Below are 18,521 nucleotides of genomic sequence, written 5' to 3' on the forward strand. Positions count from 1 at the left end.
TAAAATCAGAATGAAAAAATTAACCTTAATTGCATTTGTATTTTTTATTGGACTAATAGAATCTCATGCACAAGTAACTGTAAGCCCAGGAATTCGTGGTGGTTTAAATGTTTCAAACCTTACCAATTTTGGATCTAGCGATGCAAAATCAGATTTTTATGTAGGTGGATTGGTAGCCATAAGATTCAATAAATATTTTACCCTTCAACCAGAATTAACCTATACAAGACAAGGAGCAGATGCTCGTGAATTTTCAATGGAATCAATTAGATCAAGAAAAGTAAAATACGAACTAAACTATATCTCATTAGGGACAGTTGCTAAATATCATTTTGGCGGAGGTGGATTCCATATATTAGGTGGTCCTTCTATAGATTTTAAAACAAGTGATAATTTTCCTTCATACGACTACAATCCTGTTGGAGTTGACATTGCCTTCGTTGGTGGTGTTGGGTATAGTTTACCTAATGGCTTAACCTTTGAAGCAAGATTTAAACAAGGGTTAATCGATATTTATGGATATGATGGTATTGATAACAACTACTATGATGACTATTATGATAATATCATTTTAAATACAGTTTTCCAAATTGGAGTTACTTACACTTTTAAAGTAAAATAAAAATACAACTATGGTTTTAAAAGACTTTTATAAAATACTCTCATTAGAAAACACAAGTGATTCTAAATACGATGCTGTCATTTTGGTAAATGATAAACACGATGTTTTTAAAGGTCATTTTCCAGACAACCCAATAATGCCAGGAGTATGTATGATACAGATTATAAAAGAACTTTCGGAAACAATAACCAAAAGTAACCTTATGATGCAAACGCTGAGTAATGTAAAATTCATGGCGCTGATTAATCCCGAAGTTACACCCGAATTACGTTTAGAATTGGATGTCATCACAACCGAAGATGGTTTGGTAAAAGTAAAAAACACGACTTATTTTAACGAAACGGTTGCTTTAAAACTGAGCAATGTTTATAAAAAGACTTAATCATGAAACTATTTTTATCCTTATTTTTATTAGTAAGTCTGGTAAGTACACCAGATCTTGCAACTATCCGGAAAATATATCCAACAGCTTCAGGGTCTGAAACAAGTGCAAAAGATTTTACTGCAAAACTAAACGATATTTCTACCACCGACGAGAATATTTTGGTAGCATATAAAGCAGCTTCGATACTATTGGATTCTAAATACGAGAAAAAAGTTTCTGCCAAAATGAGTCGTTTTAAAGAAGGTGCCAAATTGTTAGAAAGCACTGTCGTAAAAGAACCAAACTCGATAGAAATTAGAATGATTCGATTAAGTATTCAGGAAAATGTACCTGGAATTACAGGTTATAAAAAAAATATTAAAGAAGACAAAAAATTTATTCTGGCACATTATAAAGATCAAAATACTGCGCTAAAAGAATATCTTAAGAACTTTATCCTACAATCTAAAAGTTTTTCTGCAGAAGAAAAGCAAACCGTAAAGTAGTTAAAGAAAATCATAAAATGAAACCAATTTTATCTCAGGAAGAACAACTTGCCCAAACTAATTTTTGTGTTATTGTACCCACGTACAACAACCACAAAACCTTAGCAAGAGTTCTTGATTCTATTTTAGCCTACACCAAAAATGTTATTGTAGTCAATGATGGATCGACAGATAAAACAAGGGAAATATTAGAAGATTTTCCAGAACTCATACAAATTCACCATCCCGAAAATCAAGGAAAAGGAATTGCATTACAAAACGGATTTAATAAAGCCATTGCTTTAAACTACGAATATGCAATAACAATCGATTCTGATGGGCAACATTTTGCATCGGATATTCCTTCGTTTATCGATGCTATCCAAAACGAACCAAATTCACTACTTATTGGTAGTCGTAATATGACACAGGAAAATGTGCCTAAAAAAAGTAGTTTCGGAAATAAATTTTCAAACTTCTGGTTTTGGTTTGAAACTGGAATTCGACTTGAGGACACACAATCTGGATTTAGATTGTATCCTTTACGATTAATTCCCGAAAGACATTTTACTCCTAAATTTGAATTTGAAATCGAGATTATTGTACGTTGCGCATGGAAAGGCATTCCGGTTAAAAACATTCCGGTTAAAGTTTTATATGATCCACTAGAAAGAGTTTCTCATTTTCGCCCGTTTAAGGATTTTACCCGAATCAGTATTTTAAATACCGTATTGGTTTTTATTGCCCTTGTTTATATTAAGCCAAGAGATTTGATTCGGAAAATTAAAAAAAAAGGACTTAAAAAATTCTTACTTGAGGATATTCTAGAAAGCGACGAATCTAATTTTAAAAAGTCGGCAGCAATAGCATTAGGGGTTTTTATTGGGATTTCACCATTTTGGGGATTCCAGACCGTATTACTTCTTTTTTCTGCTACACTATTCAGACTTAATAAAGTCATTGCCTTTTTAGCATCCAATGTTAGTTTCCCTCCATTCATCCCGTTAGTAATATATGGATCATTAAAAATGGGAAGCCTTTTTATAACAAATACAGCTCCATTGGTATTAAATGATTCGCTAGCACTTACAGATGTATCAAAAAACGTAACACAATATGTTGTTGGGAGCCTAGTATTAGCATCCGTAATGGCATTATTATTCGGATCAATAGCGTACTTACTTTTAACAATATTTAGTACACAACAAAATAAAACCAATAACAAAATTTAAATCGTTCACAGAATAAAAGATTCGCTAAATCCCATTCAAGATTTGTGAAAATTCTAGTAATTCGTGACAAAAAAACATAAGCATGCATCATTATTTCTACGCCATACATTTATTTGTAAACAAAAGGAAATCGTTATCGGTTTTTCTGGCAATTGCAATGCTTTTTATATTCGGATTCTTTGCTTCAAAAATTAAATTTGAAGAAGATATCACTAAGCTTATTCCAACAAACGATAAAACCGATGTTACTGCCAAAGTACTGAAACAACTTAATTTTGCCGATAAAATCACCGTTATTTTCCAAATTGAAAAAGGAGGAACAGATGAAGATTTAAAAGAAATGGCAGCTGTTTTTACCGATAGTATTGCCAAAACTTGTAAACCTTATGTAACAGCTGTACAAGGAAAAATCGACGAAGAAAACATTCAGGAAACCATCGATTTTGTTTACAACAATGTACCACTTTTTCTAGACGATAAAGATTACGCAACCATACAATCTAAATTACAAAAAGATAGTATTGCCGCAACAGTACAAGGAAATTACAAATCGATAATTTCGCCTTCAGGATTTATTACCAAAGATTTTATATTACAAGATCCATTAGGGATTTCATTTATAGCTCTAAAAAAATTACAGCAATTAAATGTTGGTGATGATTTTACCCTCGACAATGGTTTTGTAATGACCAAAGACAAAAAGAAATTGTTGTTGTTTATTACTTCTAATTTGCCTTCGAGCGAAACAGAACAAAACTCCATTTTTGCAGCAAAGCTTAATACGATAAAAGATAATTTAAACAAGCAATTTAAAACCAAAGCTTCGGTAAGTTATTTTGGCTCAGCACTTATTGCTGTTGCAAATGCCAATCAGATTAAAGGCGATATTGTACTTACTACAACTATTGCAATGATTACACTAATGCTTATTCTGATTTTATTTTATCGCAAAGTATTTATCCCGTTAATCATTTTTCTACCTACAGTTTTTGGAGCATTATTTGCCATTGCATTTTTATACTTTGTCAAGGAAAGAATTTCGGCAATTTCACTCGGGATAGGATCCATCTTATTGGGGATTACAATAGATTATTCTATTCATATCCTAACGCATTACAAGCATAATAGCGATGTAAAAACATTGTACAAAGACATCACAATGCCAGTAATCATGAGCAGTTCTACAACTGCCGTTGCTTTTTTATGTTTACTTTTTGTAAAATCAGATGCCTTAAACGACTTAGGAATTTTTGCTGCAGTAATCGTAATGGCTTCTGCATTTTTCTCACTTCTTATTGTTCCTCATTTGTATAAACCGAAAGAGAACAATTTTGAACACAAGAAAAATGTGATTGATAAATTGGCTCATTTTTCATTTCATAACAATAAATTATTAATTGGTTTTTGCGTTCTTATTACAATCGTTTGCTGTTTTACTTATAACAATGTTGGATTCAACAACGATTTATCACAACTCAATTTTGTGCCAAAAGAAATCAAAGCTGCCGAAAAAGATTTAGAAGAAAGTACGACAAGTCTAACTTCTAAAACTATTTATCTGGCATCCTACGGAAATAGTATGGAAGAAGTTTTGCAAAAAAATAGCCAACTTTTTGATACACTCTCAAAAGAAAAACAAGAAAACAAAATACTAAATTATAGTTCTGTAGGAGGAATTATGCTTTCGCAAAAAGAGCAAAAGCAAAAAATAGACAAATGGAATTCGTTTTGGGATGCCAATAAAAAACAATTTTTAAAATCTCAATTAATCAACGAAGGTGCCAAACTTGGATTTAAACCCACAACATACACTGCATTTTTTGACCATCTTGATGCTAGCTTCAATCCTATAACCTATCAGGATTATTTAAAGATAAGTGCCTTACAATTACAAGAATTTATTAGTGAAAAAAATGGCTTTTTTACCATCTCGACATTAGTAAAAGTCGCGCCAGAGCAACGTGATGCCTTTGTAAAATCGGCTTCGGCCAAAGATGGTTTACTGGCAATTGACCGTCAGCAAATGAATGAAACTTTCTTTAGTACATTAAATACCGATTTTAATTCTCTGGTAAATTATTCGTTTGTTGCCGTAATTCTTATACTGTTCTTCTTTTTCCGAAGAGTCGAATTGGTAATCATAAGTTGTATCCCGATTGCCTTAACCGGAATTGTAACCGCTGGTATCATGGGTATTTTTAACATCCAACTGAATATTTTCAGCATGATTGTATGTACTTTGATATTTGGACATGGTGTCGACTTTAGTATTTTCATGACAAGTGCCTTACAGAAAGAATATACAACCGGAAAGAATGAAATTGCGATATACAGAACATCAATTATACTTGCCGTAATAACAACAATTCTAGGAATTGGCGCATTGATATTTGCCAAACATCCCGCATTACAATCTATTTCGTCGATTTCATTAATTGGAGTTTTTGCAGCGCTAATCATTACGTTTATCTTCTACCCGATTTTATTCAAGCTATTCTTGTCCAATCGTCCTAAAAACGGAAAAGCACCATTCCAGCTACGTTCCTTTATACATGGTGTATTATCATTTTTATACTATGGTCTTGGTGGAGTTTTAATGTCCGTTTTTTGCTTGACATTTATGAAAATTCTTCCGCTAAAAGAAGAGACAAAAATAAAAGGATTCCGATATCTGATTTCTAAATTCATGAAATCTGTTTTATATACAAATCCATTTGTAAGCAAAAAAGTAATTAATGTTCATAACGAGAACTTCAAGAAACCAGCTGTAATTATTGCCAATCATTCTTCGTTTCTAGATATTCTTGCAGTTGGAATGCTAAGCCCAAAAATCATTTATCTGGTAAGCGACTGGGTATATAACTCTCCTATTTTTGGTGCTACGGTAAGAAAAGCAGGTTTTTATCCTGTATCAGAAGGTCTTGAAGGAGGACTTGAACATTTACGCCAAAAAATAGACGAAGGATATTCCTTAATGGTTTTTCCAGAAGGAACAAGATCAGAGAGCAATCAAGTAAAACGATTCCATAAAGGAGCATTTTATCTTGCAGAACATTTTAATCTGGATATTATTCCTATCCTAATTCATGGTACTTCAGAGGCATTACCAAAAGGAGATTTCATTATATATGATAGTGCAATAACTGTTTCTATTCTTGACCGAATTACTCCAGAGAATCTTTCATTCGGGAAAAATTACACCGAAAGAACAAAGAAAATAAGTGCCTTCTTTAAAGCTGAATTCCATAAAACCCGAGAGCAACTTGAAGGCCCAGATTATTTCAAAAAAATGATTATCAATAGTTTTGATTATAAAGAATCAGAAATAATAAATAGCGTAAAAAAGAATCTAAACACCAATCTAGAAACCTATTATCTATTAAATAAATACATTAAGGCTAAAGCCAAAATCTTGCATTTAAACAATGATTATGGTCAACTCGATTTGTTATTAACGCTACAAGAACCACAACGAAAAGTTGATTCTTATACTACCGATGAAGAAAAGCATGAGGTTGCACAAACCAATTATATAGTTAAGAAAAGAAACATACAGTATCTGGAAAATCTGGACATAGCATTGCAAAAACAATATGATGTTGTTTTGGTTTCCGACGAAAATTACAACTCAATTATTGAAGAGATTATTCCGGCAACATCTTGCTTTATTTTAATAAATAGCGCTAGTTTAAAGGGCACATTGCTTAATTTTGGTTATACTTGTACAAATGAAGAAGACAAAATTATAGTCTTAAAGAAAGAATAGCATGAAAGAACGTTATGATGTTGTTATCGTAGGAAGCGGTTTAGGCGGTCTTGTTTCGGCTATTATTCTTGCCAAAGAAGGATACAGCGTTTGTGTGCTTGAAAAAAACAATCAGTTTGGCGGAAACCTTCAAACTTTTGTAAGAGATAAAACTATTTTTGACACAGGAATTCACTACATCGGAGGACTGAGCGAAGGACAAAATTTGTATAAATATTTCAAATATCTGGGCATCATGGATAATTTGAAATTAAAAAAATTGGATGAAGATGCTTTCGATATTATCTCTTTTGAGGATGAAAACAAAGAATATCCACATGCACAAGGATATGAAAACTTCGTTGCCCAGTTATTAAAACACTTTCCAGAAGAAAAAGAAGCAATAGAGAATTATTGTAAAAAAATAAAAGATACCTGCGATTCATTTCCATTATACAACTTACGTTGGGAAGGAAAATATGATAGCGAAATCTTGACCTTAAATGCCAAACAAACCATCGATGAGATAACCGAAAATAAACAATTAAGAGCCGTACTTGCTGGTTCTAATTTTTTATATGCTGGTATCGAAGACAAATCGCCTTTTTATGTACATGCATTATCTGTAAACTCATACATTCAGAGTTCTTGGCGATGTATAAATGGTGGAAGTCAGATTACAAAACAACTCATCAAACAGTTAAAAAAATACGGAGGAGAAGTTTATAAATACAAAGAAGTTATTCGCTTTAATGTTGAAGACAACAATGTTACCAACGTTAAAATAAAAGATGGAACCGAAGTTTCGGCAACATACTTTATCTCTAACATAGAACCAAAAACCACTTTAAAAATGGTTGGCGAAGAAAATTTTAGAAAATCATTTTATAGCCGAATCCAAAGTCTCGAAGGTGTAATCTCTGCATTTAGTTTATACTTGGTTTTTAAACCAAATACATTTAAATACATTAATCATAACTACTATCATTTTAAAAATAGTAATGATGTTTGGACAGCACATGAATATGACGAAAACTCTTGGCCAAAAGCATATATGGCATCTATGAATGCATCTAAGAAAGAGGAAGAATGGGCCGATGGTATGACTTTTATTACCTACATGAAATTCGACGATTTATTGCCTTGGGCAGATACCTTTAATACCACTGCCGAAAAAAATGATCGTGGCGAAAGTTATGATGAATTTAAATCCCGAAAAGCAACTCGATTTTTAAACGAGATCGAGATAAAATTTCCCGGAATAAAAGATTGTATTCAATCAATGCACACTTCTACTCCACTTTCTTATCGAGATTACATAGGTGGTCATAATGGTAATATGTATGGTTACATTAAAGATTCTAATAATCCTATGAAGTCATTTATTGCTTCTAAAACCAAACTAAATAACTTATATCTAACAGGACAAAGTATTAATATGCATGGCGTTTTGGGCGTAACTATTGGCGCCGTTGTTACTTGCTCAGAAATAGTTGGGAAAGAATATCTAGTAACCAAAATCAATCAAGCCTCTGAATAATTTTGATTATGAAAAAGCGAATTCTGATTGTATTCTTAATCGGTTTTTTGTTGGTGTTTCTATCCTGTGGCACTTCAAAATCAATGCATCATCAGCCCAATATCGCAGATTATGATACTATTTTACCTATCGTAAAAAAACAATCCGACTCAGTCTTTTCATCAAAAAACAACTTCTTCCTAAAAAACAAACAAGGTCTTTGGGAACTTTATGTAGAAGGCGATGCATATCAAATTGGTATTAACTCTGGCGCATTAACCGACTCCCTTTTAAAGAAACAAGAAAACATATTTTTCTCTAAAATTAAAGATCTAATACCTTCTAAGTTTAAGCAAAATATGCTTAGAAACTTCTTAAAATGGTACAACAGAAAATTATACCTCAATGTTCCCGAAGAGTATCAAACCGAAATTTACGGTGTTTCTCAATACACATCACATGATTATGATGCCATTGCATCACAATATTTACGCAATTTATATTTGCATGCAGCACATGATATTGGTCACGCTTTACAAGATTTAGCATTGGTAGGCTGCTCCTCCTTTGCCGCTTGGGGAGAAAAGTCTGAAGATGGTAATTTAATTCTTGGTCGCAATTTTGATTTTTATGTAAATGACGCTTTCGCGAAAGACAAAATAGTAGCCTTTATAAAACCAAAAACAGGCCATCCGTTTATGATGGTAACCTGGCCAGGAATGATTGGAGCCGTTTCAGGAATGAATCAGGAAGGACTTACAGTTACAATCAATGCTGGGAAATCAAAAATTCCATTAATTGCCAAAACGCCAATTTCTATTCTTACCCGTCAAATATTACAATACGCAACCAATATTGATGAAGCGATTTCGATTGCAAAAAAGACAACCGTTTTTGTTTCTGAGTCAATAATGGTAGGAAGTGCCAACGACAACAAAGCCGTTTTAATAGAAGTTTCTCCACACAAATTTGGAGTTTACGAAGTTCCAAACAATAATCAGCTTATTTGTTCCAATCATTTCCAGAGCGACGCTTTAAAGAATGACAAACGAAATGAAAACCAAATCCTAAACAGTCATTCAAAATATCGGTACGACAGAATGTTAGAACTGTTTGAAGAAACACCAAAAGTAAACCCAAAAAAAGCATCTGAGATACTTAGAAACAAAGATGGTCTAGAAAATATTAAACTAGGTTACGGCAACGAAAAGTCGTTAAATCAATTAATGGCGCATCATGGCATAATTTTTAAACCCGAAGAAAGACTGGTTTGGGTTTCTGCCAATCCTTATCAACTGGGAGAATTTGTTTGCTATGACTTGAATAAAATATTTAAAAACCGAGAGCAAACAGATACAATTGTATCTTTGTCTGAAAGTGAATTGAATATTGCCAAGGATTCTTTTTTGGCTACAGCCGAATTTAAAAATTACCAAAAATTCAGAATTGAAGATCATAAAATAGATTCTTATTTAAAAAACAAGAATATAATTTCATCTGAATTTATTCAGGAATATCAATCCTTAAATCCTGATTACTGGATAGTTTTTTATAAAGTGGGATTGTATTTTTATCAGAATAAAGAATATGCTTTAGCACAAGATTACTTTGAAAAAGCATTGACAAAAGAAATTACAACTCTTCCTGAAAAACAGAAAGTTGAAAAATATATTACGAAAATCAAAAGAAAGTTAAGATGATTCCAGAAATAGAAAAAGGTTCTTTAGAAGAGATTAAAATTTTTCAAGAGCAAAAATTAGTTGAACTCTTGTCTTACATAAGTCAGAATTCACCTTATTACAAAGACCTTTTCGAGAAAAAAAACATTGATATTTCTACTATCAAAACACTGGAAGATCTTCAGCTTTTACCTGTTACCTCCAAAGAAGATCTTCAGAACAATAATGATGATTTCCTTTGTGTACCCGTTACTAAAATCATAGATTTCGCAACCACTTCGGGAACTTTAGGCGACCCAGTCACTTTTGGTTTAACCGATGCCGATTTAGATAGATTGGCATATAACGAAGCTATTTCTTTTGATTGTGCCGGAATTAAAGAAGGTGATATTGTACAACTTATGACTACAATTGATCGCAAATTTATGGCTGGATTGGCTTACTTTTTGGGATTGCGAAAATTAAAAGTCGGCGTAATTCGTGTTGGAGCAGGAATACCCGAATTGCAATGGGATTCTATCTTAAAATACAATCCTTCCTATCTAATTACCGTTCCTTCCTTTTTGCTAAAACTAATAGAATATGCCGAAAGTCATAATATCGATTATAATAATTCGAGCATAAAAGGCGCAATTTGTATTGGAGAATCGCTGAGAAATCAAGATTTTTCAATGAATATTTTATCTAAAAAAATAACTGACAAATGGAATATCAAGCTGTTCTCGACTTATGCCTCAACCGAAATGAGCACCGCTTTTACCGAATGTGAACATGGAAATGGAGGACATCATCATCCTGAATTAATCATTGTAGAAGTTCTAGATGAAGATAATAATCGGGTAAAAAATGGCGAAGCTGGCGAACTTACTTTTACCACTTTAGGAATTGAAGCCATGCCGTTACTACGTTTTAAAACTGGCGATATTGTTCAGTTACACGATACTCCTTGTGCCTGCGGAAGAAATACCTTGCGTGTTGGTCCCGTTATTGGGCGAAAAAAGCAAATGATAAAATATAAAGGTACAACACTTTATCCGCCAGCGATGAACGATGTTTTAAGTGATTTTGATGCTATCGAAAATCACATCATCGAGATATTTACCAATGATCTTGGAACAGATGAAATCCTGATTAAGATTGCTGCAAAGAATCAATCGGATGAATTATTACAGGCAATTAAAGACCACTTTAGAGCCAAATTAAGAGTAACTCCAAAAATAGAATTTACTTCAAAAGAAATATTAAATCCTTTGGTTTTTAATCCAATGAGTCGCAAGCCGATTCGTTTCTTTGATAATAGAGTTTCTTAGGTTAAGGCACTAAGGTTCTGAGGGACAAAGGTTCAAAGGTTTCCCTGTAGAGGCGCACCGCAGTGCGTCTAAAAGTTACAAAAGTTCAACGGTTTTCCTGTAGAGGCACACCTTAGTGCATCTAAAGTTGCAAAAGTTCAATGGTTTCACTGTAGAGACGCACCGTAGTGCGTCTAAAAGTTACAAAAGTTCAACAGTTTCCCTGTAGAGGCGCACCGCAGTGCGTCTAAAAGTTACAAAAGTTCAACGGTTTAAAAAAATAGGGTAACATACTTTACAATTTAGGCTTCTTTTTAAACCATATAAGTTATGTAAGTTCATTTAAGCGTATAGTTCTATGAACTTACATAACTTAAATGGTTTGCTTTTTTATACTGCACTTTTAAACTTTCCCTAAGACACACTGCGGTGCGTCTGTACATAAAACCTTTGTCCCTCTGAACCTTCTTTAAACCTTTGAACCTTCCCTTCTTTGAGCCTTTGCACCTTAATTACTGTCAATTAAACTAAAAGTTGTAATTTTGCAAAAAATAATGAAGATGGTCAAGATTGGCAACATAGAATTACCTGAATTTCCTTTACTACTCGCACCTATGGAAGATGTGAGTGATCCACCGTTCCGTAGATTGTGTAAAGCACATGGAGCCGATTTAATGTATTCGGAATTTATTTCTTCAGAAGGATTAATTCGTGACGCAATTAAAAGCAGAATGAAGTTGGATATTTTTGATTACGAACGTCCTGTTGGAATTCAGATTTTTGGTGGTGATGAAGAAGCGATGGCAATGTCATCAAAAATTGTTACGACCGTAAATCCTGATTTAATTGATATTAATTTTGGTTGTCCTGTAAAAAAAGTAGTTTGCAAAGGTGCTGGTGCAGGAGTTCTTAAAGATGTTGATTTAATGGTACGTTTAACCAAAGCTGTTATTGATAGTACTAATTTGCCTGTTACAGTAAAAACTCGTTTGGGTTGGGATGATAACTCGATAAACATCGATGAAGTTGCAGAACGCTTACAAGATATTGGTGTACAAGCATTAACGATTCATGCAAGAACCCGTGCTCAAATGTACAAAGGCCATTCAGACTGGTCGCATATTGCACGTGTAAAAAACAATCCAAGAATTACGATGCCTATCTTCGGAAATGGCGATATCGATAGTCCTGAAAAAGCATTGAAATTTAAAAATGAATACGGTATCGACGGTATTATGATTGGTCGTGCTGCTATTGGTTATCCTTGGATTTTTAACGAAATAAAGCACTTTTTTGAAACTGGCGAGCATTTACCTGCTCCAACTGTTGGTGATCGTGTAGAAGCCGCAAGAAATCATCTTACGTGGTCGATGGAATGGAAAGGGGAACGCTTAGGAATTGTAGAAATGCGTCGCCATTATACCAATTACTTCAAAGGAATCCACTCGTTTAAAGAATACAAACAAAAACTAGTTACAATCGATGATCCACAAGGATTATTTAATGTAATGAACGAAATCCAGGAAGTATATGCTGGATATGAATTTGTTTAAATTATAGCTTAATCTTTGTCAAAGTTTTGAACTTCGACAAAGATGTTTCTTCTTAAAAAATAAAAGACGGTCTTTTGTTATTAGTAATGTTTCCAATCTTTGTCGAGCTACTAGCTGAGATTCTTCGTGGCTATTGGACATAATCTTGTCTCTTCTTCTACGAAAAAATCACACAAAATTCTAAACAAAAAAGACCTTCAAATTTGAAGGCCTTTCTATTATAATAAAATCTCTTTAACTTTTTTTAGTTCTTGGTTATAGACTAAGATAGGTATTCTTGTTGCTCCAAAATAATGAGCAACATTTATTCTATGTTTACCATCTGTTGGAAATAACGGTCTTTCGCTATTTATTTCGTTAATCGTTATTGTTGGTGGAATTAATTTTTCATTATTTTCCCAGTGATTTATAATTTCACTAATCTTCTCTCCTAAAAGAGATGTATTATATAATTCTTTTTCAATGAACATTTCACTATTACCAACATCGATTTTAGTAAAAAGCATTTCTATATCAATGTTTTGCAATATCGTAAAACCAACTCCACAAAAAATTTCAGGCACGTCATTAGATTGTTTTTTTAAATCTATATCTTTATTTTCTGTATGCCAAAGAGGAATTACCGCTTTATGCGTTGATAATTCAAATGCTTGAAAAATTTCTTCATGTTTCTTATCTTTTTCGGTTTTTTTTCCAATTCTATTAAATCTATCTTCTATTTCTTCTAATGATAATTCCATTATTTAATTCTTCTAGTGATTATAAAAAAACAAGATCATATTATTTATGTTAATCATTAATATATCTTAAAATAAATTAATCTTTAAAAGATTATAACGAGCTCCATTCGCAATATTTTATTAGCAATTTATACCTGAGTACGTTTCCATTTTCCTTTTTTGTAAAGTACTATACTTGCCAACGTTATCGCCGTTTCAGCAACCGGAATTGCGATAAAAACTCCTGTTGGTCCCATTTTAAAATGTTTGGCTAATACATACGCTAACGGAATCTGGAACAACCAAAACCCAAAGAAATTTACCAATGTAGGTGTCCAAGTATCTCCCGCACCATTAAAGGTATTTATTAATACCATCCCTATTCCATAGAAGATATATCCAGAACTCATAATCTGTAATGCTTCTACCGCTATACTTTGTATAAGGGTATCATTTGTAAAGAATGAAACTATATATTTTGCAAAAAAGAATGTGATAAGCATAATTGTAGCCATAAAAATGACATTGTATTTTGCTGTCGTGAAAACTGATTTTTCTGCACGTTCTATTTGTTTCGCACCTAAATTTTGTCCAACCAAAGTTGCTGCAGCATTACTCAATCCCCAAGCCGGAAGAATAAAAAACATCATAATACGCAATGCCGTTTGGTATCCTGCAGAACCATGATCCCCGCCAGTTGTGGCAACAAGTTGAGCAAGAAAAATCCAACTACAAGATGCAATAACAAATTGTAATACTCCTGGCGCTGCAATTTTTACTAATGCTTTGATTTGTTCAAAATCTGGAATAAAATAAGACGATATAATCTTTAAAACTCCTCTTCCGTTAAACAAATGATACAATTGATATAATACACCAATGCTTCGCCCAGAAGTTGTTGCTATTGCAGCTCCAACTAATCCAAAAGCAGGAATTGGCCCAAGTCCATTAATTAAAATAGGACATAAAATGATATTACAAATATTAGCAATCCAAAGGCTTTTCATGGCAATAGCAGCATTTCCTGCTCCACGAAAAATTCCGTTGATAAGAAATAAAAGCATCACACATAAACTTCCGCCTATCATGATTTGAGTAAATTTATAACCGTATTCTGCCGCTTCTGCCGATGCACCCATAAGCAAGAGGATATCTTTGGCATAAATAAAACCAAAAATACTAATCACACTATTAATTGCAAAAGCAATAATAATGGCTTGCATTCCTGCTTTTGCAGCAGCAACAGGATCTTTTTCGCCTATACGACGAGCAACAACTGCTGTTGCAGCCATACTAATCCCGATTGCAATTGAATAAACAATCGTAATTACCGACTCTGTAAGTCCAACAGCTTGTATTGCAAAACTACTATGCTCTAAGTGGCCTACGAAATATAAATCGACCAATGCAAAAATCGATTCCATAAGCATTTCCAATACCATTGGAATAGCAAGAAGTATTACGGCTTTTTTTATACTGCCTGAAGTGTAATCAAAAGATTCGTCTCCTTTGATAGCTTGTTTTATTGTTGAGAAAATTCGAGAAAATAAACTTTTCTGTATTGTTGTTTCTGTCATGATAATTAAGGATAAATGATGATATTGTCCTGAACCATTTGTTTATTGGCTGGACTTAAAAATTTTGAAGGAATCCTAATTATTCTTAAAAATAAAATAGGATTAGGCAGAAACTATCATAGCGTAAAGTTTTTTGAGACGATAAATATAAGTAATATTTTTAATTTTAGAATAAAAATTCTAATCTAGCAATTTTTCGCTAACACGCTTACTTGCTATAAATGAAGCTATAAATCCAAGAGAGAAAATAGTTCCTAAAACAATAAATACATTTTCGAGAGTAAAAACAACAGGAAATGCGAGCGTTGAAGTAATCATGATAAGTTCAAATCGTTGTTGTAATAGGACTAAAATAATTCCTAAAACAAGACCGATTAATCCTCCAAACACACTAAGTAAAGTTCCTTGTAGCAAAAATATTTTTCGTAAATCTTTGATTTCTGTTCCTAGATTAAAAAGTGTTTTCAGGTTTCCTTTTTTATCCAGAATCATCATAATCAATGCTCCGATTAAATTAAAAAGAGCAACTATAATCACCAAAGTAAAAATTAAATATACCGCAATATTTTCGGTATTAAGCATTTTGTACAAAGACGCATTAAGTTGAGCTCTGTTTTTTGTAGTGACTTTATTGTTGAAAATCTTTTGCAATTGCGAATCGATATTAGATTCGTTTGCATTCGGTTTTAACTTAAACTCAATTCCAGAAATCTGATTCGGTTTATACTCTAATAACTCCTGAACCAAACCTAAATCAGCAAAGACATATTTAGAATCTAAATCCTCGCTTATCGAATATATTCCAACAGGTAAAACATCTGTTTTACTAAAAGCTTCTTCTGGGTTTTCGATAGCTCCTTTTCCTGGTTTTGGAGCAAATACTTGTAGTGGATTTTCAAAATCCAATATTCCCATCGAAAAGTTTTTGGAGATTCCATACCCCACAACAACCTGATACGTATCGGGTTTTAGCCATTGCCCGTTAAAGAGTTTTTTTCGGATATCGTTTACAACAGGATAATTACGATCAACACCTTTTAAGTAAGTTACTTGTTGTTTTCCGTTAAAAATAAACAAAACCCGTTCTTCGATTATTTTGGTGTACGAAGCAATTCCTTCAATTTTTTTTATCTGAGATTCCTGATTTGGAGTAACCAAAAATGATTTCCCATAGGTACTTTCAATTTTTAAATCAGGATCTATCTCATTTGTAAAAGAAAGACTAAATACTTTTAATCCGCTAAAAACGGATAAAACCACAAACAAAGCCATTGTACCAACAATAATTCCAAGGCTGGCAATACGATTTATGATATTGATAGCATTGTTTTTACTTTTGCTAAAAATATACCGTTTGGCTATGTAAAGGGGAAAGTTCAAACTATGATTTTCTTCTTTTTTCTAAAAGATCACGATTTTCTATTGGGTTATCTCTATTTGCTAATGCATTATCTATTTTCTCAATATAATCTAATGAGTCATCTATAAAGAAAACTAAGTTTGGCACTTTGCGTAATTGTAAACGTACACGTTGTGATAAGTCATGCTTAATCAAAGTTGAATTTGACTTAATTGCTTCCAATGTTTCTTTGGCTTTATCCTGAGGAAAAATACTTAAATATACTGTTGCCACAGATAAATCTGTAGTTACGCTAACTTTGGATACTGAAATTATCAAATTGTTAATTCCGTTTTTTCTCACTTCACCTTGCAAAATATCAACCAAATCCTTTTGGATGACACCGCCTATTTTTTTCTGTCTATTTGTTTCCATGGTGCAAAAATACTATTTTTAAATTTCAATCGATACAATTTCAAATGAACAATAAGAGGATTTTTGCATTCTTATCTTCATTAGTGCAAATTTCGATACTCTTTTTTAATAAAATCCTTAAATCGGAATAATTATTCCTCTTTGATTTCATTTCTCTAATGTGATAAAAATCATGTTTTTTATCAGAAATATTCTACACCTTTAATAGAAATATAACAACACATCTATTATGAAAAAGAGAGAACCAATCAGTCATATAATGACTAAAACTGTAGTAACTGCAAATGAAAATGATGGCTTAAGAAAGGTGGTCGAAAAACTAAAACAAAACACAATTCGACACATCCCAATCGTTCGGGGTAAAGAAGTGATTGGTATTATAAGTCGTTCGGATATAAACCGTTTAACATTTGGAGCTTTATTTGAAGGACAAGGAGGTGCCGATGAAGCGATTCTGGATATGCTTACCATCCCTCAAGTTATGACATCAAAACCTATGACAGTATCATCAGATACAATTATAAGAGATTTGGCAGAGATTTTTGTAAAAGAAGAATTCCATGCTTTACCTGTAGTCGATAATGGCGAACTTAAAGGTATTGTTACAACGACTGATGTTGTAAGATATTTTTTAGAACAATACGATTAAATAAAAATACAACCATAAAAAAACGGGACATAAGTCCCGTTTTTTATTACATATTATACAACCAACTTTGCGGATTGTTATATGTTGTGTTTTGTAGTATTAAGAACTTAATGGTTGTTTTACCAGTTTCTCCACTTGTTCTAATCTTACCTATGCTTTGTTTAATACTTACTTTATCTCCTTTACTTACAGATACTGAACTTAAGTTTTGATATACTGTAAAGTAATCTCCGTGCTGAATCATTACCGCCTTGTTTATTGGTGATAATACCATAACGCTAGATACAACTCCTTCAAAAACTGCTCTTGCGTTTGAGCCTGCTTCTGTCGTGATTTCGACACCACTATTATGAATTACCAATGTATTATAAATTGGATGTGGCTGATCGCCATAACCCAATGATACAAATCCTTTTTCAACTGGCCAAGGTAGTTTACCTCTGTTAGCTTTAAAGTCGGCAGCAAGTAATTTGGCTTCGGCTGTTAATGCAATTTTTGTGTCAGATACAGCGGCAACAGATTTTGTTCCTGTTTCTTTTTCTTTTTCTGCAGCAGCTTTACGGTTAGCAGCAGCAATAGCTTCACGAATTAAACGATCAATTTGTCTGTCAATTCTTTTCGATTCTTGTTGTTTACTTTTTGTATCAGCAATAATCTTATTTTTATCTTTCTTAATCGAGTTAACCAGTTTTTGTTGTTCTTTCTTCTCTTGTTCTAATGCAACTTTTTCCTTTTCATTTTCAGCAATGATTTTTTTCTTTACCTGTCTTTGTCCGTCTAATTTTGAATTATAATCAGCTAACTGAAGTGATTTTGACTGAATTTCTTCTCCCTGATTTTTTCTAAAATTAGTATATTGTTTCATATACTGTGCACGTTTATATGCTTGTAAGAAACTCTCTGAAGATAATAAGAACATCGCTCTACTTTGTTCTGAGCGGCTTTTATACGATTTAAGAATCATCTTAGCATAATCTGCTTTCAGAATCTCTAACTCTTTCTTAAGCTTATTAATTTTTGTTTGATTAATATACATATCATTACTCAAAAGCTTGGTTTGCTTTTCGGTAGTATTGATTAGTTTTTCTTTAAGTTTTATTTTATTAGACTGAACAATAAAAACATTCACCGCAGATTTTTCTTTCTTCTTTACAGACTGCAACATTTTTTCGTTGTCTCTAATTTCTTGTTGAATTTGAGCTTTACGTTGTTCCAGTTTTTCTTGTTGCGAGTCTTGCGCCCACATAAACGAAGTGGTGCAAATAAGAATTAGGCTTAGGAGAAATTTTGGCATCTTTAAAATATATTTTTGCA

General features: G+C 32.7%; 15 protein-coding genes. 10 read left to right on the forward strand and 5 right to left on the reverse strand.

The window, feature by feature from the left end:
* The first annotated feature begins 10 nt into the window (after positions 1 to 10).
* The 9 genes from IW20_RS06560 to dusB all read left to right on the forward strand — a co-directional run bounded on the left by IW20_RS06560 (position 11) and on the right by dusB (position 12,488).
* The gene (locus IW20_RS06560) at positions 11 to 622 is read left to right on the forward strand and encodes a porin family protein (RefSeq protein ID WP_035620110.1); all 612 of its coding nucleotides are present in this window, start codon (positions 11 to 13) and stop codon (positions 620 to 622) included.
* Positions 623 to 632: 10 nt separating this feature from the next.
* The gene (locus IW20_RS06565) at positions 633 to 1,004 is read left to right on the forward strand and encodes a hotdog family protein (protein WP_035620113.1); all 372 of its coding nucleotides are present in this window, start codon (positions 633 to 635) and stop codon (positions 1,002 to 1,004) included.
* 2 nt (positions 1,005 to 1,006) lie between these two features.
* Entirely contained in the window at positions 1,007 to 1,492 is a 486-nt protein-coding gene (locus IW20_RS06570) for a hypothetical protein (protein WP_035620114.1), read from the forward strand.
* Between the two features lie 17 nt (positions 1,493 to 1,509).
* Complete coding sequence (locus tag IW20_RS06575; RefSeq protein ID WP_035620116.1) at positions 1,510 to 2,703, forward strand: DUF2062 domain-containing protein; 1,194 nt, start codon at positions 1,510 to 1,512, stop codon at positions 2,701 to 2,703.
* 82 nt (positions 2,704 to 2,785) lie between these two features.
* Positions 2,786 to 6,469 carry a 1-acyl-sn-glycerol-3-phosphate acyltransferase gene (locus IW20_RS06580; RefSeq protein ID WP_035620117.1) on the forward strand — a complete coding sequence of 1,228 codons (3,684 nt, stop codon included), beginning with the start codon at positions 2,786 to 2,788 and terminating at the stop codon, positions 6,467 to 6,469.
* A gap of 1 nt (position 6,470) precedes the next feature.
* Positions 6,471 to 7,988 (forward strand): phytoene desaturase family protein, encoded by a 1,518-nt coding sequence (locus tag IW20_RS06585; protein WP_035620118.1) that lies wholly within the window; start codon positions 6,471 to 6,473, stop codon positions 7,986 to 7,988.
* 8 nt (positions 7,989 to 7,996) lie between these two features.
* On the forward strand, positions 7,997 to 9,667 hold the full coding sequence (locus IW20_RS06590; RefSeq protein WP_035620119.1) for an acyl-CoA--6-aminopenicillanic acid acyl-transferase: 1,671 nt from the start codon (positions 7,997 to 7,999) through the stop codon (positions 9,665 to 9,667).
* Positions 9,664 to 10,956 (forward strand): AMP-binding protein, encoded by a 1,293-nt coding sequence (locus IW20_RS06595; RefSeq protein ID WP_035620121.1) that lies wholly within the window; start codon positions 9,664 to 9,666, stop codon positions 10,954 to 10,956. Before IW20_RS06590 ends, IW20_RS06595 begins: the two co-directional genes overlap by 4 nt.
* Before the next feature lie 539 nt (positions 10,957 to 11,495).
* Positions 11,496 to 12,488, forward strand: coding sequence for a tRNA dihydrouridine synthase DusB (gene dusB / locus IW20_RS06600; protein WP_035620123.1), 993 nt, complete (start codon positions 11,496 to 11,498; stop codon positions 12,486 to 12,488).
* Between the two features lie 218 nt (positions 12,489 to 12,706).
* On the opposite strand, the gene IW20_RS06605 is transcribed toward dusB, so the two are convergent.
* The 4 genes from IW20_RS06605 to rbfA form a co-directional block, all read right to left on the reverse strand.
* Positions 12,707 to 13,228: a hypothetical protein gene (locus tag IW20_RS06605; protein WP_035620125.1), complete on the reverse strand. Its 522-nt coding sequence runs from the start codon at positions 13,226 to 13,228 to the stop codon at positions 12,707 to 12,709.
* 128 nt (positions 13,229 to 13,356) lie between these two features.
* A complete protein-coding gene (locus IW20_RS06610; protein WP_035620127.1) occupies positions 13,357 to 14,784 on the reverse strand; it encodes an MATE family efflux transporter in 1,428 nt (475 codons plus the stop codon).
* 180 nt (positions 14,785 to 14,964) lie between these two features.
* On the reverse strand, positions 14,965 to 16,164 hold the full coding sequence (locus tag IW20_RS06615; protein ID WP_035620129.1) for an ABC transporter permease: 1,200 nt from the start codon (positions 16,162 to 16,164) through the stop codon (positions 14,965 to 14,967).
* Between the two features lies 1 nt (position 16,165).
* Entirely contained in the window at positions 16,166 to 16,558 is a 393-nt protein-coding gene (gene rbfA / locus IW20_RS06620) for a 30S ribosome-binding factor RbfA (protein WP_035620131.1), read from the reverse strand.
* 229 nt (positions 16,559 to 16,787) lie between these two features.
* Here rbfA and IW20_RS06625 point away from each other — a divergent pair, with 229 nt between their 5' ends.
* Complete coding sequence (locus IW20_RS06625) at positions 16,788 to 17,207, forward strand: CBS domain-containing protein (RefSeq protein ID WP_035620133.1); 420 nt, start codon at positions 16,788 to 16,790, stop codon at positions 17,205 to 17,207.
* Positions 17,208 to 17,253: 46 nt separating this feature from the next.
* On the opposite strand, the gene IW20_RS06630 is transcribed toward IW20_RS06625, so the two are convergent.
* The gene (locus tag IW20_RS06630) at positions 17,254 to 18,501 is read right to left on the reverse strand and encodes a murein hydrolase activator EnvC family protein (protein ID WP_035620134.1); all 1,248 of its coding nucleotides are present in this window, start codon (positions 18,499 to 18,501) and stop codon (positions 17,254 to 17,256) included.
* Positions 18,502 to 18,521: the final 20 nt, after the last annotated feature.

It is taken from the genome of Flavobacterium hydatis (assembly GCF_000737695.1).
Taxonomy (GTDB): Bacteria; Bacteroidota; Bacteroidia; order Flavobacteriales; family Flavobacteriaceae; genus Flavobacterium; species Flavobacterium hydatis.

Bases quoted from the DNA above. Each gene is read 5' to 3' on its own strand.
- IW20_RS06585 (WP_035620118.1), top strand. From the start codon at position 6,471: ATGAAAGAACGTTATGATGTTGTTATCGTAGGAAGCGGTTTAGGCGGT.
- IW20_RS06570 (WP_035620114.1), top strand. From the start codon at position 1,007: ATGAAACTATTTTTATCCTTATTTTTATTAGTAAGTCTGGTAAGTACA.
- rbfA (WP_035620131.1), bottom strand. From the start codon at position 16,558: ATGGAAACAAATAGACAGAAAAAAATAGGCGGTGTCATCCAAAAGGAT.
- dusB (WP_035620123.1), top strand. From the start codon at position 11,496: ATGGTCAAGATTGGCAACATAGAATTACCTGAATTTCCTTTACTACTC.
- IW20_RS06580 (WP_035620117.1), top strand. From the start codon at position 2,786: ATGCATCATTATTTCTACGCCATACATTTATTTGTAAACAAAAGGAAA.
- IW20_RS06630 (WP_035620134.1), bottom strand. From the start codon at position 18,501: ATGCCAAAATTTCTCCTAAGCCTAATTCTTATTTGCACCACTTCGTTT.
- IW20_RS06605 (WP_035620125.1), bottom strand. From the start codon at position 13,228: ATGGAATTATCATTAGAAGAAATAGAAGATAGATTTAATAGAATTGGA.
- IW20_RS06610 (WP_035620127.1), bottom strand. From the start codon at position 14,784: ATGACAGAAACAACAATACAGAAAAGTTTATTTTCTCGAATTTTCTCA.
- IW20_RS06590 (WP_035620119.1), top strand. From the start codon at position 7,997: ATGAAAAAGCGAATTCTGATTGTATTCTTAATCGGTTTTTTGTTGGTG.
- IW20_RS06575 (WP_035620116.1), top strand. From the start codon at position 1,510: ATGAAACCAATTTTATCTCAGGAAGAACAACTTGCCCAAACTAATTTT.
- IW20_RS06565 (WP_035620113.1), top strand. From the start codon at position 633: ATGGTTTTAAAAGACTTTTATAAAATACTCTCATTAGAAAACACAAGT.
- IW20_RS06595 (WP_035620121.1), top strand. From the start codon at position 9,664: ATGATTCCAGAAATAGAAAAAGGTTCTTTAGAAGAGATTAAAATTTTT.
- IW20_RS06560 (WP_035620110.1), top strand. From the start codon at position 11: ATGAAAAAATTAACCTTAATTGCATTTGTATTTTTTATTGGACTAATA.
- IW20_RS06625 (WP_035620133.1), top strand. From the start codon at position 16,788: ATGAAAAAGAGAGAACCAATCAGTCATATAATGACTAAAACTGTAGTA.